The organism is bacterium (genome assembly GCA_004299235.1).
In the GTDB taxonomy this organism is placed as follows: domain Bacteria; phylum Chloroflexota; class Dormibacteria; order Dormibacterales; family Dormibacteraceae; genus SCQL01.
Genome location: SCQL01000028.1, coordinates 45,438 through 65,704 on the forward strand (window position 1 = coordinate 45,438; position 20,267 = coordinate 65,704).

General features: G+C 66.3%; 18 protein-coding genes. 1 reads left to right on the top strand and 17 read right to left on the bottom strand.

Features of this window, described 5'->3' with window-relative positions; all coding sequences use genetic code 11:
* Positions 1-2: 2 nt before the first annotated feature.
* Genes EPN29_08625 through EPN29_08670 form a run of 10 tightly spaced genes read right to left on the bottom strand, consistent with a single transcriptional unit; the run spans position 3 to position 7,347 of the window.
* Positions 3-287 carry a 30S ribosomal protein S19 gene (locus EPN29_08625; GenBank protein ID TAN32235.1) on the bottom strand — a complete coding sequence of 95 codons (285 nt, stop codon included), beginning with the start codon at positions 285-287 and terminating at the stop codon, positions 3-5.
* Positions 287-1,129 carry a 50S ribosomal protein L2 gene (locus tag EPN29_08630; GenBank protein TAN32236.1) on the bottom strand — a complete coding sequence of 281 codons (843 nt, stop codon included), beginning with the start codon at positions 1,127-1,129 and terminating at the stop codon, positions 287-289. Before EPN29_08630 ends, EPN29_08625 begins: the two co-directional genes overlap by 1 nt.
* Positions 1,129-1,443 (bottom strand): 50S ribosomal protein L23, encoded by a 315-nt coding sequence (locus tag EPN29_08635; GenBank protein TAN32237.1) that lies wholly within the window; start codon positions 1,441-1,443, stop codon positions 1,129-1,131. The genes EPN29_08630 and EPN29_08635 overlap by 1 nt, the downstream gene beginning before the upstream one ends.
* Entirely contained in the window at positions 1,440-2,174 is a 735-nt protein-coding gene (locus EPN29_08640) for a 50S ribosomal protein L4 (protein ID TAN32238.1), read from the bottom strand. Before EPN29_08640 ends, EPN29_08635 begins: the two co-directional genes overlap by 4 nt.
* Positions 2,174-2,836 carry a 50S ribosomal protein L3 gene (locus tag EPN29_08645; protein TAN32239.1) on the bottom strand — a complete coding sequence of 221 codons (663 nt, stop codon included), beginning with the start codon at positions 2,834-2,836 and terminating at the stop codon, positions 2,174-2,176. The genes EPN29_08640 and EPN29_08645 overlap by 1 nt, the downstream gene beginning before the upstream one ends.
* Positions 2,833-3,138, bottom strand: a complete 306-nt coding sequence (locus EPN29_08650) for a 30S ribosomal protein S10 (GenBank protein ID TAN32240.1) — start codon at positions 3,136-3,138, stop codon at positions 2,833-2,835. The genes EPN29_08645 and EPN29_08650 overlap by 4 nt, the downstream gene beginning before the upstream one ends.
* A gap of 37 nt (positions 3,139-3,175) precedes the next feature.
* Positions 3,176-4,363: an elongation factor Tu gene (gene tuf, locus EPN29_08655; GenBank protein ID TAN32241.1), complete on the bottom strand. Its 1,188-nt coding sequence runs from the start codon at positions 4,361-4,363 to the stop codon at positions 3,176-3,178.
* A gap of 13 nt (positions 4,364-4,376) precedes the next feature.
* On the bottom strand, positions 4,377-6,467 hold the full coding sequence (gene fusA / locus EPN29_08660; GenBank protein ID TAN32477.1) for an elongation factor G: 2,091 nt from the start codon (positions 6,465-6,467) through the stop codon (positions 4,377-4,379).
* 23 nt (positions 6,468-6,490) lie between these two features.
* Positions 6,491-6,961 carry a 30S ribosomal protein S7 gene (locus EPN29_08665; protein ID TAN32242.1) on the bottom strand — a complete coding sequence of 157 codons (471 nt, stop codon included), beginning with the start codon at positions 6,959-6,961 and terminating at the stop codon, positions 6,491-6,493.
* Positions 6,961-7,347 (bottom strand): 30S ribosomal protein S12, encoded by a 387-nt coding sequence (locus EPN29_08670; protein TAN32243.1) that lies wholly within the window; start codon positions 7,345-7,347, stop codon positions 6,961-6,963. The genes EPN29_08665 and EPN29_08670 overlap by 1 nt, the downstream gene beginning before the upstream one ends.
* 59 nt (positions 7,348-7,406) lie before the next feature.
* Here EPN29_08670 and EPN29_08675 point away from each other — a divergent pair, with 59 nt between their 5' ends.
* Complete coding sequence (locus EPN29_08675; GenBank protein TAN32244.1) at positions 7,407-8,048, top strand: methyltransferase domain-containing protein; 642 nt, start codon at positions 7,407-7,409, stop codon at positions 8,046-8,048.
* A gap of 162 nt (positions 8,049-8,210) precedes the next feature.
* Here EPN29_08675 and EPN29_08680 read toward each other — a convergent pair whose 3' ends face one another.
* The 7 genes from EPN29_08680 to rpoC form a co-directional block, all read right to left on the bottom strand.
* On the bottom strand, positions 8,211-9,221 hold the full coding sequence (locus EPN29_08680; GenBank protein TAN32245.1) for an ABC transporter ATP-binding protein: 1,011 nt from the start codon (positions 9,219-9,221) through the stop codon (positions 8,211-8,213).
* A 49-nt stretch (positions 9,222-9,270) separates the two neighbouring features.
* A complete protein-coding gene (locus EPN29_08685; protein ID TAN32246.1) occupies positions 9,271-10,350 on the bottom strand; it encodes an ABC transporter ATP-binding protein in 1,080 nt (359 codons plus the stop codon).
* Positions 10,351-10,368: 18 nt separating this feature from the next.
* Positions 10,369-11,283 carry an ABC transporter permease gene (locus tag EPN29_08690; GenBank protein ID TAN32247.1) on the bottom strand — a complete coding sequence of 305 codons (915 nt, stop codon included), beginning with the start codon at positions 11,281-11,283 and terminating at the stop codon, positions 10,369-10,371.
* Positions 11,284-12,195: an ABC transporter permease gene (locus tag EPN29_08695; protein TAN32478.1), complete on the bottom strand. Its 912-nt coding sequence runs from the start codon at positions 12,193-12,195 to the stop codon at positions 11,284-11,286. It lies immediately after the preceding gene.
* A gap of 129 nt (positions 12,196-12,324) precedes the next feature.
* The gene (locus EPN29_08700; protein ID TAN32248.1) at positions 12,325-14,025 is read right to left on the bottom strand and encodes a peptide ABC transporter substrate-binding protein; all 1,701 of its coding nucleotides are present in this window, start codon (positions 14,023-14,025) and stop codon (positions 12,325-12,327) included.
* Between the two features lie 168 nt (positions 14,026-14,193).
* The gene (locus EPN29_08705) at positions 14,194-15,858 is read right to left on the bottom strand and encodes a peptide ABC transporter substrate-binding protein (protein ID TAN32249.1); all 1,665 of its coding nucleotides are present in this window, start codon (positions 15,856-15,858) and stop codon (positions 14,194-14,196) included.
* A gap of 113 nt (positions 15,859-15,971) precedes the next feature.
* Complete coding sequence (rpoC, locus tag EPN29_08710; GenBank protein ID TAN32250.1) at positions 15,972-20,207, bottom strand: DNA-directed RNA polymerase subunit beta'; 4,236 nt, start codon at positions 20,205-20,207, stop codon at positions 15,972-15,974.
* Between the last annotated feature and the right edge of the window lie 60 nt (positions 20,208-20,267).

Sequence of the window (20,267 nt, forward strand, 5' to 3'; positions counted from 1 at the left end):
TACTACTTCAGTGCCGTCGACTTTTCGGTGTGGGTGCCGTGGCCGCGGAAGTGTCGGGTGGGCGCGAACTCGCCCAGCCGGTGGCCGACCATGTTCTCGCTGATGAACACGGGCACGTGCTTGCGGCCGTCGTGGACCGCGATGGTGTGTCCGACCATGTCGGGATAGATGACCGACGCGCGAGCCCAGGTGCGGATCACCTTCTTCTCGCGGCTCTGATTCATCTTCTCGATCTTGTCTTTGAGCGAGGCGTTGATGAACGGCCCCTTCTTCAGTGAGCGTGACATTACTTGCTGCGTCCTTTCTTCTCACGGCGGCGGATGATCAGCTTCTGGGAGGCCTTCTTCGGCTTGCGCGTGCGGTAGCCGAGCGCGGGCTTGCCCCAGGGTGTCTTCGGGTTGCCGCCCGGTCCCGTCTTGCCCTCGCCACCACCGTGCGGGTGGTCTCGCGGGTTCATCGTCGAACCTCGCACCGTGGGCCGGACTCCGAGCCAGCGACTTCGACCGGCCTTGCCGCCGGACTCGTTCTCGTGTTCGATGTTACCGACCTGGCCGACGGTGGCCTGGCACCGAACGTGGATGCGGCGGAGCTCGCCTGACGGCATGCGCACGACCGCGTAATCGCCTTCCTTGGCCAGCAGCTGCGCGGAGGCGCCCGCCGAGCGCACCAGCTGGCCGCCACGGCCGAGGGTGAGCTCGATGTTGTGGATGGTCGAACCCACCGGGATGCGGGACAGCGGGAGGGCGTTGCCGATGCGCACCGGCGCCTCTTCCCCACTTTCGATGGGGTCGCCGACCTTCAGCCCGAGCGGCGCCAGGATGTAGCGCTTCTCGCCATCCCGGTAGTGGATGAGGGCGATGCGGGCGCTGCGGTTGGGATCGTACTCGATAGTGGCGACGCGCCCGCTCACTCCGTGCTTGTCGCGCTTGAAGTCGATCTTGCGATAGAGCTTGCGGTAGCCGCCGCCCTGGTGACGCGTGGTGACGCGGCCCTGATTGTTACGGCCGGCATGCGTGGGCAGCGACTCGAGCAGGGTCTTCTCCGGCTCATCGGTGGTGATGTCCTCGAAGCCGGAGACGGACATGAAGCGGCGTCCCGGGCTGGTCGGCTTGAACTTTCTAATCGGCATCAGACGCTCCCAAACAGGCCTTCGATCTTCTGGCCGGGGCCGAGCGTCACGATGGCTTTCTTCCAGTCGGCGGTGTGGCCGATCGATCCGAGGCGGCGCATGCTGCGGCGCCGCTTGCCGCGCATGCTCACGGTGTTGACGTCGCGGACCTTGATGCCCTGGGCCTCGTACTGCTCCTCGAGAGCCTTCTTGATATCCGTCTTCGTCGCCTGCGCCGAGACGCGGAACGTGTACCGGCCCTGCGTGTAGAGCTGGTAGGTGCGCTCGGTGATGACCGGGCCGATCACGATCTCGGATGCCGCTCGTGTGGTCATTCCGAGCCGTCCTTCTTCTCACGCCGGCTGAAGTTGTCTTCCAGCAGCTCGAGGCAATCCTTGGCGAGCAGCAGGTACCGGTGGGTGAACAGGTCCCGGATGTTCAGGTTGCGGGCCAGGATGGTCTTGGCACCGGTGAGGTTCTCAAACGAGCGGCTGACCACAAGGTTGGGCGCCGGCAGGACCACCAGGGTGGTGCCGTCGAAGCCGACTGCCTGGATGAGGTCGGCGGCCTGCTTGGTGCGCGGCTCGGCGAATCCGAAGTTCTCGATCACGCGGATCTCGCCATCGATCGCCTTCTGGGAGAGGGCCGACCGCAGCGCCAGGCGGCGCATCTGCTTGGGCATGCGCTTGGCGTAGCTGCGGGGATGCGGGCCGAACACGGTGCCGCCGCCTTTCATGGACGGTTCGCGGGTCGAGCCGTGCCGCGCGCGGCCGGTGCCCTTCTGGCGGTACGGCTTGGCGCCGCCGCCCGAGACCGTCGCCCGGGTCTTGGTCGACGCGGTGCCCTGGCGGGCGTTGGCGAGCTGGCGGACGTACGCCTGGTGCATGACCGGCGTGTTCGGCTCCTCGGAGAAGATGCCCCGAGGGAGCTGGACGTCGCCGTTGCGCTCGCCGGCGGCGTTGAACAACGGCACCTGGAGCACGTCGGTCGCTGGCTCTTGGCTTTTCTTGGGGGCCGCTCGCTTGGTCGTGCCCTGGCTCGCGGCGCCGCTCTTGGTCGCGGGCATCAGACCTTCCTCCCGGTCGGCTTGCCGGCGGGCCCCTTGACCTTCATGCGCTTGGTCGACTGGCGGACCAGCACCAGGGCGTCCTTGGCGCCCGGGACTCCACCCTTCACGAGGATGAGGTTCCGCTCCGCGTCGACCCGGACGACCCGGTACGCCCGAGCCGTGGTGCGCTCGTTGCCCATCTGGCCGGACATGCGGACGCCCTTGAAGACGCGTGCCGCGTCCGTCGCGCCGATGGCGCCGGGCTGACGCACGTTCATCGAGCCGTGCGATTCGGGCCCGCGGCTGAACTTGTGCCTCTTGATCAGGCCCTGGAAGCCCTTGCCCTTGGAGGTGGACGTGACGTCCACCAGCTCGCCCGCGGCGAAGATGTCGGCCTTGAGCTCCTGGCCTGCCTCGATGCCCTCGTAGCCGCGAATCTCGACGACGTGCCGGTGGGGCTCGACGCTCGCCTTCTTGAATTCGCCAAGCTCGGGCTTGGTCAGCTTGCGCTCGGCGACGGCCTCGAAGGCGATGCGAGCCGCGGCATAGCCGTCTTTCTCGGTGGTGCGCAGGCCGAGCACCCGGCAGGGGCCGGCTTCGAGCACCGTCACCGCGGAAGTGGTGCCGTCGGCGTTGAACAGCTGGGTCATGCCCAGCTTCCGAGCAAGGAGGCCTTTCACGATTTGATCTCGATGCTCACGCCCGCCGGCAGGCTGAGGCGCATGAGCGCGTCCACCACCCGAGGGTTGGGGTCGAGGATGTCGACGATGCGCTTGTGCGTGCGCATCTCAAACTGCTCGCGCGAGTCCTTGTCGATGAAGGGTGAGCGGATCACGGTCAGTTTGGAGATTTCAGTCGGAAGCGGGATCGGGCCGGCCGTGCGCGCGTTCGTTCGGCGAGCGGTGTCCACGATCTTGTCCGCCGCCTGATCCAAGACCCTGTGGTCGTAGGCCTTGAGTCGAATCCGAATCTTTTGCGCCACCTTGCGAGCCCTTCCCCTTTTCCTTCTGATATGCCTGTTACTTGACGACTTCAGTGGCCACGCCGGCGCCGACGGTCTTGCCGCCTTCGCGGATGGCGAAACGCAGTCCCGGCTCGATGGCGATTGGCTCACCGAGCGTGATCTCCATTACGACGTTGTCGCCCGGCATGCACATCTCCACGCCTTCGGGGAGCTTGACCTCGCCCGTGACGTCGGTGGTTCGCATGTAGAACTGCGGCCGGTAGCCGGTGAGGAACGGCGTGTGCCGGCCCCCCTCTTCCTTGGTCAGCACGTACACCTGCGCTTTGAACTGGGTGTGCGGCTTGATCGATCCCGTTTTGGCGAGCACCTGGCCGCGCACGACGTCCTCGCGCTTGATTCCGCGCAGCAGGGCGCCCACATTATCGCCCGCCTGGCACTCGTCCATGTCCTTGTGGAACATTTCGATCGCGGTGACGACCGTCTTGGTGCTCTGCGGGTGAATGCCCACGATCTCGATTTCCTCGTTTCTCTTGAGCTTGCCGCGCTCGACTCGACCGGTGGTCACGGTGCCGCGGCCTTCAATCGTGAAGACGTCCTCGATCGGCATGAGGAAGGGCTTGTCGACCGGCCGCTCGGGCTCAGGGATGTAGGTGTCGACGGCGTTCATCAGCTCGAGGATCTTAGGCGTCCACTCGGGGTCGCCCTCCAGCGCCTTGAGCGCGGAGATGCGCACGATGGGAATGTCGTCGCCGGGATACTCGTAGCGGCTCAGGAGCTCGCGCAGGTCGAGCTCGACCAGCTCGATGAACTCCTTGTCATCGACCATGTCGCACTTGTTCAGCGCGACGACAAGGAAGGGCACGTTGACCTGGCGGGCGAGGATGATGTGCTCGCGCGTCTGCGGCATGGCGCCGTCGTTGGCGGCCACGACCAGGATCGCGCCGTCCATCTGGGCGGCGCCGGTGATCATGTTCTTGATGTAGTCCTGGTGTCCCGGGCAGTCGACGTGGGCGTAGTGGCGCTTCTCCGTCTCGTACTCGACGTGGGTGATCGAGATTGTGATTCCGCGGGCCTTCTCCTCCGGCGCCTTGTCGATCTGGTCGAAGGCCTTGAACTCCGCCAGGCCCTTGTCCGCGAGCACCTTCGTGATGGCAGCCGTCAGCGTCGTCTTGCCGTGGTCGATGTGACCGATGGTCCCGACGTTGAGGTGCGGCTTGGTCCGCTCGAACTTCTTCTTCGCCACTGCTTCCTCCTAACTAACTTCGCGACGTGGTGCGGCGGCCCACGGCCTCCGCCAAATTCCCGGGCATCTCTGCGTAATGACTGAACTCCATCGAATAGGTCGCCCGCCCCGATGTCATGGACCGAAGTTCGGTAGCGTAACCGAACATCTCGGCCAGGGGCACGTTGGCTCTGACGTTTTGGGACGTACCGCGTCCCTCCATGCCCAGGATGTGGCCACGGCGGGACGAGAGGTCGCCCATGACGTCGCCGAGGTATTCCTCGGGCATCACGACGTCGACTTTCATGATCGGCTCCAGCAGGTAGGCCCCGGCCCTGTGCATCGCGTCCTTGACCGCCATTGAGCCGGCCACCTGGAAAGCCATCTCGCTCGAGTCCACCGCGTGAAAGGAGCCGTCCACCAGGGTGACCACGATGTCGAGCACCGGGTACCCGGCGACCACGCCGGTCTGAAGTGCCTCCCTGACGCCTTTCTCCACCGCGGGAATGAACTCGCGCGGGATTCGTCCCTGCGTGATCTTGTCTTCGAAGACGAAGCCGCTGCCGGTCTCGCCGGGGCGGACGTCCACCTCGGCGTGGCCGAACTGGCCCTTGCCGCCCGACTGCCTGATGAACCGCCCGACACCATGCGCGGGCTTCTTGATCGCTTCCTTGTACGAGACCTGGGGCTTGCCCTGGTTGGCGTCGACCTTGAACTCGCGCATGAGGCGGTCGATGATGATCTCAAGGTGCAGCTCGCCCATGCCGGCGATGATGGTCTGGCCCGTCTCGTTGTCGGTGTGCACCTTGAAGGTCGGGTCCTCCTCGGTCAGCCGCTGCAGCCCGATGCCGAGCTTGTCCTGGTCGGCCTTGGTCTTGGGCTCGATGGCGACCGAGATCACGGGCTCGGGGAAGGTGATCGACTCGAGCAGGATCGGGTGGGCTTCGTCCGCCAGCGTGTCGCCCGTGGTGGTGTACTTGAGGCCCACCGCCGCGGCGATATCACCGGTGAAGACCTCGTCGACGTCCTCGCGGCGGATGGCATGCATGCGCAGGATGCGGCCGATGCGCTCCTTGCGCCCGTTGGACGCATTGAGCACGCCGGATCCGGCCTTCAGCCGGCCGGAGTAGACGCGGAAGAACGTCAGCTTGCCGACGCCCTGCGGGTCCATCTGGATCTTGAACGCGAGCGCGGCGAACGGCTCCGCGTCGTCGTGCTCGCGCAGGAGCAGGGCCCCTGTCTTGGGGTCGGTGCCTTCGACGGCCGGGACGTCCGCCGGCGACGGCAGGTAGTCAACGACCGCGTCGAGGATCGGCTGCACACCGCGGTTGCGCAGCGCGGCGCCGCACAGCACCGGCACCAGGTGGCCGGCGACGGTCCCCTTGCGAAGGGCCGCACGGATCTCGGTCTCGGTCACGTCCTGCTCGTCGAGGTACTTGCGCATGACCTCGTCGTCGAAGTCCGCCACCGCCTCGACCAGGTCGCGCCGCTGCTGGGTGACCAGGTCGGCCATACCCACCGGGATCTCCAGCGACTCAGTGCTCGTGGTGCCCAGGTCATCGGTGTAGACGACCGCCTGCTTGGTCACCAGGTCGACGTATCCGGCGAACGAGTCCTCGGCGCCGATCGGCAGCTGGACGGGCACTGCCCGCGCACCCAACCGCGTGCGAATCGACTCCAGGGAACGGTAGAAGTCCGCGCCGATGCGGTCCATCTTGTTGATGAAGGCGATCCGCGGTACGCCATAGCGGTCAGCCTGGCGCCACACGGTCTCCGACTGAGGCTCCACGCCGGCGACGGCGTCGAACACGGCCACGGCGCCGTCCAGCACCCGCAGGCTCCGCTCGACTTCGACCGTGAAGTCCACGTGCCCGGGTGTGTCTATGATGTTGATCGAGTGGTCGCGCCAGTGGGCCGTCGTCGCGGCCGACGTGATCGTGATCCCGCGCTCCTTCTCCTGGACCATCCAGTCCATGGTCGCGGCCCCCTCGTGGACCTCCCCCATCTTGTGGATGCGGCCCGCATAGAACAGGATCCGCTCGGTCGTCGTCGTCTTGCCCGCGTCGATATGGGCCATGATCCCGATGTTTCGGACCCTATCGATCGCAACCGGACGATCCTGCATCTTCAGCGCCACGCTCATCTCTACTAGTACCGGAAGTGACTGAAAGCCTTGTTGCTTTCCGCCATCCGATGGGTTTCTTCCTTGCGCTTGACGGCGCCCCCGGTGTTCTGGGACGCGTCAAGGATCTCGAACGCCAACTTCTCCGACATGCTCTTGCCGCCACGCTGCCGGGCGAAGCGCACGATCCAGCGGCGGGCCAGCGCGAGCCTGCGCTCCGGCCGGATCTCGACCGGCACCTGGTAGGTGGCGCCGCCGACGCGGCGAGGCTTGACCTCGAGCAGCGGGGTGGCGTTGCGCAGCGCGGCGTCGAATATTTCGAGCGGTTCCTTCTTGGCCTGCTTGCTGGCCCGCGAGAGGGCGTCGTAGACGACCTTCTCGGCGGTCGAGCGCTTGCCACTGCTCATGACCACGTTGACGAACTTGGCGATCGCCTCCGATTGGTACACCGGATCGGGCGCGATGACACGTTTGACTGGACGGCTTCGACGAGGCATCAGGCCGCCGCCTTGCTCTTTTCGCGCTTGGCGCCGTACTTGCTTCGCGCCTTCTTGCGGTTCTTGGTGCCCGCCGTGTCGAGAGTGCCGCGGATGATGTGGTAGCGGACGCCGGGCAGGTCCTTGACGCGGCCGCCGCGGATGAGCACCACCGAGTGCTCCTGCAGGTTGTGGCCGATGCCCGGGATGTAGGCGGTGACCTCGATCCCGGTGGTCAGCCGGACGCGAGCGACCTTGCGGAGGGCGGAGTTCGGCTTCTTCGGCGTCTGGGTGTAGACGCGCACGCAGACTCCCCGCCGCTGCGGCGAGCCCTTGAGGGCGGGCGCCTTAGACTTCGCTCTGGCCGCCTTCCGCCCGTTGCGGACCAATTGCTGGATAGTGGGCAAATGACTCTCCGAAAACCGACCCGAATCCCATGCGGCAGCGGCCGATTGGGCGACAAACGATGAGTATACCCAAAACCCAACCCACACCATCGAGCACCGGGCAAGGTCACTATTTCGATCCTGAGCCGGCGGTCGAGTCGAAGCCGCGCACGGTTCACCTGCGGGTCGGAGATCTGTCGATCGAGCTGCAGGCGGATAGGGGCGTGTTCGGCTCGAAGGGAGTCGACGCGGGGACGCTGACCTTGCTTCGCGAAGCTCCGCCGCCGCCCCCTCGCGGAGATCTTCTCGACCTCGGCTGCGGCTATGGGCCGATCGCGGTCGCCCTCGCCCACCAGGCGCCGGAGGCCACGGTTTGGGCGATCGACGTCAACGAACGCGCGCTGCAGCTCGCGAGGTCCAATGCCGATGCCGCGCAGCTGGCCAATGTGACCGCCTGCTTGCCCAGCGAGGTGCCGGACGATGTTCGCTTCGCGGCGATCTACTCCAACCCGCCGGTCCGGGTCGGCAAGGGTCCGCTGCACGAGCTGCTGCTGCGCTGGTTGCCGCGCTTGCGGCCCGGTGCGAGCGCGTACCTGGTCGTGCAGCGCAATCTCGGGTCGGACTCGCTGGCGACCTGGCTGGCGGCGGAGGGCTACGAGGTCCGGCGGCTCAAGTCGAAGAAGGGCTACCGGGTGCTGGAGATCGCCGGCACCGCGGATTAACCCGTTTCATGCCTCGGGGGGTGCGCCGCAACACCCTTAACCGGCAGGGTTGCGGGCGGTTCTCGCGCGCCCTACGGTGAGGGCCGGAGCGCCGGTTGGGGGTGGGGCCGGCGGGAGGAGGGGTGGGCCCGCCGAAGCCATGCCCGCGGCTCGGAGCGCCCCCTACGCCTCCCCCGCGAAGTGGCACGCCGCCAGCTGGTCCGCCTCCCCGTGCGGCTCCAGCACCGGGTCCCGCTCCGAGCAGATCCCCGGCGCCCGCGCGATCGGGCACCGCGGGTGGAACCGGCATCCCGACGGCGGATTCACGGGCGAGGGGATCTCCCCCTTGAGCGTGATCGGCGCCCGCCCCCGCTCGACGATCGGGTCGGGCACCGGGATCGAGCTCAGCAGCGCCTTCGTGTACGGGTGCTGCGCGTGCTCGTAGATGTCCCTCCGGTCCGCCGTCTCGACCACCTTGCCCAGGTACATCACGGCGATCCGGTCGGAAAGGTGCCGCACCACCGCAAGGTCGTGCGCGATGAACAGGTACGTGAGGTTGAACTCACGCTGAAGGTCCTGCAACAGGTTGATGATCTGCGCCTGGATGGAGACGTCCAGCGCCGACACCGCCTCGTCGCAAACGATGAACGACGGGTTGACCGCCAGGGCGCGCGCGATGCCGATGCGCTGCCGCTGGCCGCCCGAGAACTCGTGCGGGTACCGGTTGGTGAAGTTCGGATTCAAACCCACCAGCCGCAGCAACTCCTGCACGCGGCGCTGTCGCTGCTTGCCAGAGCCGATGCCGAAGTTGTCCAGCGGCTCCTCGATGATGTCCCCAACCGTCATCCGCGGGTCGAGCGACGCAAACGGGTCCTGAAAGATCATCTGCATCTTTCGCCGCATCCGCCGCAGGCGCGCGCCACGCATGGCGGTGATCTCCTGGCCTTCGAAGATGATCTTGCCCTTGGTCACCGGCAGCAGGGCCGTGATCAGGCGCGCAAGCGTCGACTTGCCGCAGCCGGACTCGCCGACCAGGCCCAGCGCCTCGCCGCGGCGGATCTCCAGGTCGACGCCGTCCACCGCCCGCACGGCCAGGCCCCCGAAGCCGGCAATCGGGAAATGCTTGTAGACGTCCTGCACGCGCAGGATGACCGGGTCGGCCTTGACCGCCGTCTGCGGAGCCTCTTCAGCCACCTGCACGAGCGACCGCCTTCACTCCTGCCGCCGGCGTCAGCATCCCAAGCTAGCCACCGGAGTTGTTGCCGTTACCGGCTGCGGGCGCCTTCAGCTTCTGGGCTACGTCGCGGCTGATGGCCGAGGTCTTGGCGGATTCGACCGCCTCGTCGCTGACATTGCGCATCAGCACCCAGCAGCGCGCCACCTGCCCGACCGCCACCTCACCCAGCGGCGGCTCCTCCGCCTTGCACCGGCTGATGACGAACGGACATCGCGGGTGGAACTTGCACCCGGGGGGCGAATTGGACAGGTCGGGAGGCAGGCCCTTGATGCTGACCAGCCGGTCTTTTCGCGCCTCATCGACTCGCGGCACCGAGCGGAGCAGAGACCAGGTGTAGGGGTGCTGGGGGCTCTTGAAGATCTGCTCGACCGGCCCCTCCTCGACCACCCGTCCCGCATACATGACGACCACCCGCTGGCACAGGCTCGCGACGAGCGCCATGTTGTGGGTGATCAGCATCATGGCGGTGCCGAGCTCGCGATTCAGCTGCTTCATGAGCTGGATGATCTGCGCCTGGACCGTGACGTCGAGCGCCGTGGTCGGTTCGTCCGCGATCAGCAGCGACGGTTCGTTGGCGAGCCCCATGGCGATCATCGCCCGCTGGCGCATGCCGCCAGAGAACTGGTGCGGGTAGTCATGGACCCGCCGTTCGGCCGAGGGCACCCGGACCCTGGTCAGTAGCTCGATGACGCGCGCCTTGGCCAGCTGAGGCGTGAACCGGTTGTGGGCGGTCATCGCCTCCTCGATCTGCCTCCCGATCTTGGTCACGGGGTTGAGCGAGGTCATAGGATCCTGGAAGATCATCGAGACGTCGTTGCCGCGGAAGTCTCGGATCTCCTCCTCGTTCATGTTGGTCACCTCCCGGCCGCGGAAGAGGATGCGGCCGGAGACGATCCGGCCCGGATCGGGGACGAGGCGCAGGATGGACAGCGCGGTGATCGTCTTGCCGCAGCCCGACTCTCCCACCACACCGAGGGTCTCCCCCGCATCGACATGGAAGCTGACCCCGTCGACCGCGCGCACCACTCCGCGCGAAGTGAAGAACTGCGTGTGCAGATCTTCGACCTGCAGGAGGGTTGGTGCCACCTGGGGGAAACTTTAGCTTTAGCGCCGCATGCGGGGGTCGAGAGCGTCACGCAGTCCGTCTCCGATGAAGGAGAAGGCCAGCAGCGTGAAGCCGATCGCGAGGGCGGGGAAGACGACCGACGACGGGTTCGCGTAGATGGCCTCGTAGCCGTCGAACACCATCTGGCCCCACGTCGGGGTGGGCGGCTGGATGCCGACGCCGAGGAAGCTCAGCACCGCCTCGAGGAAGATGGCCTGCGGGATGCCGAACGTGATGGTCACGATGATCGGCCCGAGCGAGTTGGGCAGCAGGTGCTTGAGGATGAGCTTGAGCGGCGGCGAACCCGAGGAGCGTGCCGCCTCGATGAACTCCTTCTCTTTGATGGAGAGGACCTGGCCGCGCACGAGTCGAGCCAGGCCGACCCAGTTGACCAGGGCGATGGCGCCGAAGATCGAGAGCAGGCTGGGCCCGAAGACCGACACCAGCACGAGGACGAAGATGAGGTCCGGGAACGCATACCAGATGTCGGTGAACCGCATCAGGATGTTGTCCACCCGGCCGCCGAGGTAGCCCGCCAGGAGGCCGATGGCCAGGCCGATCGGCAGGATGATGCCCTGGACCAGGATCCCGACCGAAAGCGAGATGCGGCTGCCGAACATCAGCCGGCTCAGCGTGTCTCGACCCAGCTCGTCCGATCCCAGCGGGTGTCCGGCCTGGCCCGGGCCGACCTCGATGTTGGCGACATCCTGCTTGAGCGGGTCGATGATGGCCCCGAGGTGCACCAGCAGCGGGGACAGGAAGGCAATCAGGATGAGTACGATCACGAGCCCCGCGCCCAGGACGGCCAGGCGGTTGCGGCGGAATCGCTGCCAGGCGTCCGACCATAGTCCGATCTGCTGCTCTGAGACCTCCCAGTCGACGGCCTGGTCGATGGCGGCCGCCGGCAGCGCCATCTAGGTGAGCCTCACCCGTGGATCGATGAACACGTAGGCCACATCGACGATCAGGTTGGCGACCGCGATCACCACGGAAAAGAGCACGGTGGTGCCCAGGATCATCGGGTAGTCGCGCGACTCGACCGCCGTCACGAAGGCGCGACCGATGCCGGGGATGTTGAACACCGTCTCGACGATGATCGAGCCGGTGACCAGGAAGGCAAAAGTCGGGCCCAACGTGGTCACGACCGGGATCAACGAGTTCTTGAGCACGTGCTTGATCACGACCAGGCGCTCGGTCAGGCCCTTCGCCCAGGCGGTCCGGATGAAGTCCTGCCTGATGGTGTCAAGCGTGCTCGCGCGCGTCAGGCGCGCGGTGAAGGCGATCGGCAGCAGCGACAGAGTGATCACCGGCATGATCAGGTGGTCGTCGAGCCCGAAGTCCGCCGCGGGAAGGAAGAAGGCGCGCTGGGTCCAGTTGGCCATCAGGACCGAGAACACCACCACCATCAGGGCTCCGACCACGAAGTTCGGAAACGAGGCCGCAACCGTGGCAAAGCCCATGGTCATGTAGTCGATGCGGCTGTTCTGCCGCAGCGCCGCCAGCACTCCCAGGCCGACGCCGACCGGGACGATCACGAGAAAGGCGAGCACGCCGATCGTCGCCGTGTACGGCCAGCCCTCGCCGATCAGGGCGCCCACGCTCTTGCCCTCGTACTGGTAGGACAGCCCGAAATCGAAGTGGGCGGCGTTCCAGAGGTACAGCCCGAACTGGGTGCTCAGCGGCTTGTTCAAGCCGTACTTGGCGTTGAGGTTGTTGACCACCACCTGAGACAGCTGGCGCCCGCCGGCCTTGTCCCAGGGACTGCCCTGGGCCATGTGCATGAGGACGAAGGTGATGAGGATGACGAAGAAGACGATCGGGATCATCCACAGGATCCGGCGGGCGACAAAGATCGCAAGGCTGCCGGCCCGGCTGTCCGTCAGCGCTGAAACGCGAAACGGGAGAAGGGCGCCCCGGTTGGGGCGCCCTTCGATTACTGCCAAATGAGCGGTCTCCTAGTGGGCCGTTATGTACGCGGACTGGTAGTTCTGGTTGCCAGGCAGGTTCTGGTCGTCGAATGCGGTGTGGGTGATGCTGACGTACGGCGCGACGAGGTCGTACTCATACGCCTGGAAGATGAACCCTACCGCGGCGTTGTCGATCAGCATCTTCTGAGCGGTCAGGTAGTCCTTGTTCCGCTGGTTCTGGTCGAGCTCCGTGTCCGCCTTCTGGACCAGGTCGTCGTAGCCCTGCAGTGTCGGGCATCCCCAGTTGAGGCTGTGGCAAGAGCCGGTCGTGAAGATGTCGAACCAGTCCTGCTGGTCGGGGTAGTCGGCGCCCCAGCCGTCCGGGCCGTAAATGTCGAAGTTGCCCTTGCGGATGCGGCTGGTGACGGTCTTGCTGTCGAGGACATCCAGCTGGATGTTCAGGCCGAGGTTGGTGTTCCACTGGTCGACGATGAACTGGTTGAGCGTCTTGTTGCGGGTGGTGTTGCGGGTGAGCAGCTTGTAGGTGTTGAGCGTGGAGGCGCTGACACCGGCGTCGGCCAGCAGCTTCTTCGCCGCTGCCGGGTCGAAGCTCTGCGCGTTGTCGGACGTGTCGTATCCCGCCATGCCCTTGGGGATGAAGCTCTGGATCGGCTGGTCGGTGTCGTGCTCGACGTCCTTGGTGAGCTTCTGGCGGTCGATCGACTTGGAGAACGCCATGCGCACCTTCGCGTTGTCGAACGGCGCCTTGTGGGTGTTGAAGGTCATCCAGAACGTGGTGAGCTGAGGGTACAGGTGCGCCTGCTTGCTCAGCGTGGCGTCGCCGCGGACCACAGTCACGTCGGCGACCGGGACGCCGATGATGTCGAGGGCGCCGGTCTGGTACTTGGAGTAAGCCGTGTTGCCGTCACCGATGAAGTAGTAGATGAGCTGCTGCAGCTTGGCGGCACCGCCCCAGTAACCGGGGTTCGGCACCATGGTCACGTGGTCCTTCGAGACGATCTCCGAGATCTTGAAGGGACCGTTGCCGATGATGGTCGAGGCGTTGTTCGCCCACACTTCGGGCTTGGTGGTGTCGGTCGAGGCGAACGACCCGCCGGCCGCCTGCTCGACGACATCCTTGCGGATCGGCACCGCGACCCACAGCGTGACCACCCACTTGAAGTAGGCGGCCGGGTGCTGCAGCTTGATGACGAACGTGTTGGCGTCGGGCGCGGACAGGCCGAGCCCCGAGATGAAGCTGTCGATCGCGCTGGCGCTCGCCACGTCAACGTTGCTGTAGTTCTGGGCACCGGCGATGGTGCCGTCGAAGAACGGGTCGACGTAGCCGGCGGCCAGGGCCGGGTTGAGCAGGTGCTGGTAACCGTAGACCCAGTCACTTGCCGTCACGGGCTTGCCGTCGCTCCACTTGGCGTTCGGGCGCAGGTGGAACGTGTAGGTCAAACCGTCTGACGAAACGTCGTACTTCTCCGCCGCCGCCGGCTGCACGTCGCTGAGGTCGGCCTTCGGCTTCAGCAACGCTTCGAATACCTGCCGGCCGACCGCCGCCTCGTAGCTGTACGTCTGCTGGGTCGGGTCGTAGCTGTTCGGCTCGGTGCCGTCGTTGGCGCGCAGGATCTGCTTGTCGGGTGGCGCAAGGTTGACACTTGTCGTGCTGGTGCCGCCACATGCAGCGGCGACGAAAAGCCCGGCGCTCGCGAGCGCGATGGCCCGGATGCGACTTAATTGCATACGCGTCTTACCTCTCAGACTGATCCTGCGGCCTTCTTCCCGGGGTCCGGGGCGAGAGTGCGCCGGCAGCAGGTCTTACTCAGAGCCTCTTCGGCTGCCTGAATTCTGTTGCTCGCCGCCATGGACTGTCAAGTCGTGTCGGTTACGGTTTACTGAACGCCTGTTCGCTCAATGCGGCGCGATCGAGACGGACGCCGGCGACAAATCTCCCGGCCAGTCCTCCCCAGGATAGGTGACGACGCCGCGCACGTAGGGCCTGACGAGGTTCCAGCTCACGGTCTGGGCGAGGAAGGCCACGGGCGCATCGCTCACCAGCATCTGCTGCGCCTCCTGATACTCCTGGTCGCGGCGCGCGGGTTGGATGTCGGTGCGCGCGACCCTGACGAAGTTGTCGTACTGCTGGTTCTGATAAAGGGCGACGTTGTTCGAGCTCGTCGTCAGGAAGATGTCGTACCAATCCGCCGGGTCGGGGTAGTCGGCGCTCCAGCCCATCGGACCCGCGATCTGGAAATCCCCACTCCCCAGGCGCGAGCTCAACGTGTTCGTGTCGAGGCCCTGCAGCGTGAGGTCGACGCCGAGGTTGGCCTTCAGCTGGTCGCGGACGAAGTTCGCGGTCGCTTTGCCGAAGTCCGATGACTGGTCGTACGCAAAAGTCAGCCCGGACAGCTGTTGTGGCGACGCTCCTGACGCCGCCAGCGATGCGCGAGCCTGCGCCACGTCGAACTTCTGGGCGGAGCCCAGGCCCGCAGCGTAACCGTGCATGCCTTTGGGGATGAACGTCTCGGCCGGCATTCCCTGCCCCTGGAAGATCTGAGCCACAAATGCCGCTCGGTCGATCGCCTGGGCGATCGCCTGCCGGACCTTCGGGTTGCCGAGCAGAGGCGAGTTGACGCGAAACACGATCCAGAAGACGGTCAGGTCCGGGGTCCTGATCAGGTCCTGCTTGAGCTTAGAGTCGCCGGCGGCGGCGGCCGCCTGCGCCGGCTGCACGGAGATCTCGTCCAGCTCGCCGTTCCGATACTTCGTCAGCGCGGCCGCGCCATCGTTGACGACGACAAACTCGATCTGTTTCAAGGTCGGCCTGGCGCCCCAGTAATGACCGCTGGGCGCCACCGTGATGTGGTCGTTGCGCACCATCTCGGTGACCCTGTAAGGCCCGTTGGTCACCAGCGACTCCGGGCTGGCCGCCCACCCGTCGCCGTTCTTGGCCACGACGTCCTGGCGGATCGGGGCGCCCGCGGGCATCGCCGCCAGCCAGATGAAGGCGGGGTCGGGCCGCGACAGGGTCGCCTGGAACGTGTGGTCGTCGACCGCCTTCAATCCCAGCGTCCCGAGCGCGGTGTCGATGCTCGGGGCGTCGCGCTGCGGGTCCATGACGGAGACCTTGTCGCCGTTGAGGATCGCGCTGGCGAAGAACGTCTCGTTCGGGGCGGCCAGGCGCGGGTCGATCAGCCGCCGCCAGGCGTAGACGAAGTCCTGCGCCCTCACGGGCGTGCCGTCCCAGTACTCGGCGTTGGTGCGCAGGTGGAACAAGTAGACGGTGCCGTTGCTCAACACGTCGTAGCTCTGCGCGGTGGCCGGCACGACACCGCTCAGGTCAGGGGTGGGCTTCAGCAGGGGTTCGGAGATCGCCCGGAGGATCGCGGTCTCGTACGGGTACTGCGTCTGCCCCGGGTCGAGCGAGAGCGGCTGGTCGTCGAGCTGCACGCGAAGCGTCTGATCCCCGGCCAGCCGGGGCCCCTGGGTGAGCCCGCCGGGGCTGCACGCGACGCTGACCGTCACCGCCAGCGCCGCCGGCGCGACGGCGCGCAGCCACCTGGCGCCTGGGATCACGGGCCCATCATCCCAGGTTCACACCCATAAGCAAAAGGGGCCACCCTTGGCGGGCGCCCCCTGTGCACGTAGCGCTGACTGTAAACCAAACCGGGGCCGCGTGCCTCCGGGTTTTAGACCGAGAGCGTCTCCAGGTCGATGGGCTCCTCCTCGAGGATCTTGGCCGCCTGCTCTCGCTGCTTTTTGTAGTAGTCCAGGCCGGTCCCGGCGGGGATCAGCTTGCCGATGATCACGTTCTCCTTCAGACCGCGCAGGCGGTCCACCTTGCCCGAGATCGCGGCCTCGGTGAGCACGCGGGTGGTCTCCTGGAAGGAAGCGGCCGACAGCCACGACGTGGTGTTCAGCGCCGCTTTGATCAGGCCGAGCAACACGGTCTGCGCGGTGGCGGGCTCGCCGCCCTCCGCCAGCGCCCGCGCGTTGGCCTCCTCGTACTCCCACTGCGAGATGATCTCCCCCGGCAGCAGGCCGGTGTCCCCGGCCGAGTCGATGCGGACCTTTCGCATCATCTGCCGGACGATCACCTCGATGTGCTTGTCGTTGATGTCGACGCCCTGGCTGCGGTACACCTTCTGGACCTCGTCGACCAGGAAGGTCTGGACCGCCTCCTTGCCCAGGATGTGGAGCAGCTCCTGCGGAGAGATCGAGCCCTCGGTGATCTGCTGCCCCGCCTTGATGACCACCTTCTGCCCGTCTCGGCGGTCGAGCTCCGGGCGGATGCGGACCTGGTGCGGAATCGGGTACTCGCGCACCTCCTCGTCGAGGGTCCGCACGGTGATCTCCTTGGCCGACACCGTCGCCTTGCCGGCGTGCCGGGTGCGGATGACGTTGTTCTTGGCGTCGCGGCCCAGCTCCTGACCTTCCATGACGTCGTCCTTGCTCTTGACCAGGAGCTGCATCGCGGGGTCGATCGGGTAGGAGACCTCGAACTCCTCCTTGGAGGTCACGCGCACCTTGCGCGAGCCTTCCTGGCGGATGATCTCGAGCTCCCCGTCGATCTCGGAGATGATGGCCTTGCCCTTGGGGATGCGAGCTTCGAACAGCTCCTCCACGCGGGGCAGACCCTGGGTGATGTCCACGCCGGCGACGCCGCCGGTGTGGAACGTGCGCATGGTCAGCTGGGTGCCCGGCTCGCCGATCGACTGCGCGGCGATGACGCCCACCGCCTCGCCGATCTCCACCACCTTGCCAGTGGCGAGGTTGCGGCCGTAGCACGTGCGGCAGACGCCCTCGCGCGCCTCGCACACGAGCACGGAGCGCATCTTGACGGGGACTCCCGCCGCGATGATCTTGCGTGCGAACTCGTCGGTGATCGCGGTGCCGGCGGGCACCAGGACCTGGTCGCCGACGGCCACGTCCTCGGCCGCCACGCGGCCTGCGATCTTCTCGAAGATGGGGTCGTTCTTGGCCCGCTCGGGACTGATGTCGCGGACCCAGATACCGTTGGTGGTGCCGCAGTCCTCCTCGCGCACGATCACGTCCTGGGCGACATCGACCAGACGCCGGGTCAGGTAGCCGGAGTCGGCGGTGCGGAGCGCGGTGTCGGCGAGTCCCTTGCGCGTGCCGTGCGTGGAGATGAAGTACTCGAGCACGGTCAGGCCCTCGGTGAAGTTGGCCTGGATCGGGAGGTCGATGATCCGGCCGGTGGGGTCGGCCATCAGGCCGCGCATGCCCGCCAGCTGGCGGATCTGCTGGATGTTGCCGCGGGCGCCCGAGCCCATCATCATCCAGATCGGGCTGAACTTGTCGAAGGCGTGCTCGGTGGCGTTGCCCACCTCTTCGTAGGCGCGCTGCCACAGCTCGATCACCTTGCGGTACCGCTCGTCGTCGGTCATGACGCCGCGGCGGTACATCCGCTCGACGTCGGCGACCTCCTTCTCGGTGGCGTGGATCGTCTGCCACTTCGACTCGGGGTGTGGGATGTCCATCGCGGAGACGGTGATCCCGGCCCTGGTGGCGTAGCGGAACCCAAGCCGCTTGATGTCGTTGACCACGATCGCGGTCACGTCGCTGCCGTACAGGCGGAACAGCTCGGCGACCAGGGTGCGCAGCAGCTTGCGGTCGTAGTGCGCGTTCTGGAAGGGCAGGGGCTGCATCGACGCTTCCATCGGCTCCTTGCCGACCGGCAGCGGCTGGTTGAACACCACCCGACCGGCGGTCGTGACCACACGCTGGTCGCCGATCCGCACGCGGATCCACTCTTGCAGCGTCACGACCTTGCTCTCCAGCGCCAGCAGCACCTCGTTCTGCGAGCTGAAGAGCCGGAGCTTCGACGGGTCGCTCGGCTGGTCGCCGCGCGCGGCGGTGAGCCAGTAGCAGCCCAGGACGACGTCCTGCGTCGGGGCCACGACGGGGTGGCCGTCGGCGGCGGACAGGATGTTCTGCGACGACATCATCAGGTTCTTGGCCTCGGCGATGGCGCCGCTGAAGAGCGGCACGTGCACGGCCATCTGGTCGCCGTCGAAGTCGGCGTTGAAGGCGGCGCACACCAGCGGGTGGATCTGGATCGCCGAACCTTCGACCAGCACGGGCATGAACGCCTGGATGCCCAGGCGGTGCAGGGTCGGGGCGCGGTTGAGCAGCACCGGATGGTCCCGGATGACCTCGTCCAGGACGTCCCAGACCTCGGTCCGGCTGCGCTCTACCATCCGCTTGGCCGACTTGATGTTGGTCGTGTAGCCCTTGTTGACCAGCTCGCGCATGACGAACGGTTTGAAGAGCTCCAGCGCCATCTTCTTGGGCAGGCCGCATTCGTGGAGCTTCAGCTCCGGGCCGACCACGATGACGGAGCGGCCCGAGTAGTCCACGCGCTTGCCGAGCAGGTTCTGGCGGAACCGGCCCTGCTTGCCCTTGAGCATGTCGGAGAGCGACTTGAGCTTGCGGTTGCCGGTGCCGGTGATGGCGCGGCCGCGCCGCCCGTTGTCGATGAGCGCGTCGACCGCCTCCTGGAGCATCCGCTTCTCGTTGCGGACGATGATCTCGGGCGCGCCGAGCTCGAGCAGCCGCTTGAGGCGGTTGTTGCGGTTGATGACGCGGCGGTACAGGTCGTTGAGATCGGAGGTGGCGAACCGGCCGCCGTCCAGCTGCACCATGGGGCGCAGCTCGGGTGGGATGACCGGCAGGACCTCGAGCACCATCCACGTCGGGCTGGAGTTCGACTTGCGGAAGTCCTCGACCACCTTCAGTCGCTTGATGGCCTTCTGCTTGCGCTGCCCGCTGGAGGACTTGGATTCCTCGCGCAGGCGGTACATCTCCGCCTGCAGCTCGATGCGCGAAAGGAGCTCGCGCACCGCCTCGGCGCCGATGCCGGCCTTGAAGCACCGGCCAAAGCGCTCCTGGAAGTCACGGAACTGGGTGTCGGTGAGGATCTGCTTGGGGTGCAGGCCTTCGAGATCGGTGCGCGTCGCCTCGATCTCCTGCTCCAGCGCCTCGAGCTCGCCCTGGATGCCTTCGCGCTGGGTCTTGGTGGCGGCTTCGATCTGCGCCTCGAGGGCCTTGCGGTCGGTGTCGAGGCGCTCCTTGGCGCGCTTCTGCGCGGCTTTGGTGTTGGATTCGAGCTTCTCGATCTTCTCCTGCACCTTGGCGAGGACGGCACGAGACATCTCACGGACGAAGGTCTCGCCCTTCTCGACGACGACCTCCTCGTCATCGTCGACGCCAACGGTCAGGTTGCGGCGAGCTTTGGTGCCGACGCCGGCCTTGATGGTCTCGGTCGCCTTCTTGCCGTGGGTGGTGAGCTCGTCCACGGCCTGCTGGAGCTCTTCCTCCAGACGCGCGACCTCGGCGTCGACCTCGGCCTTGAGCTGCTTGGTCTTGCCCTCGTGCTCGGCGCGAAGCTCCTTGGAATGGGCGTCGATGTCCGCGCGAAGGCGAATCGCCCGCTCGTCCCTGTCCATGTTGAGGACGGCCAGCATGTCGTTGCGGGCCTCCTCGTGGACGTCGGTGACGATGTAGTTGGCAAAGTAGAGGATCTTCTCGAGGTTGCGCGGGGACATGTCGAGCAGCAGGCCCATGCGGCTCGGGATGCCCTTGAAGTACCAGACGTGGCTCACCGGCGAGGCGAGCTTGATGTGGCCCATGCGCTCGCGGCGCACCTTGGAGCGGGTCACCTCGACGCCGCACTTGTCGCAGATGATGCCCTTGTAGCGGTAGCGCTTGTACTTGCCGCAGTGGCACTCCCAGTCGCGCGTCGGCCCGAAGATGCGCTCGCAGAACAACCCGTCGCGCTCCGGGCGGAGCGTTCGGTAGTTGATCGTCTCCGGCTTGGTGACCTCGCCGTGCGACCACGACATGATCGTCTCGGGCGAAGCCAACGAAAGCTTCAGCGCGTCGAAGTTCTCCAGCTTGAGCACTAGTACTCCTTCCTTACATCTGACTCATGGCGCCCGCTCCCCTCACAGCAGAGGGGTAGG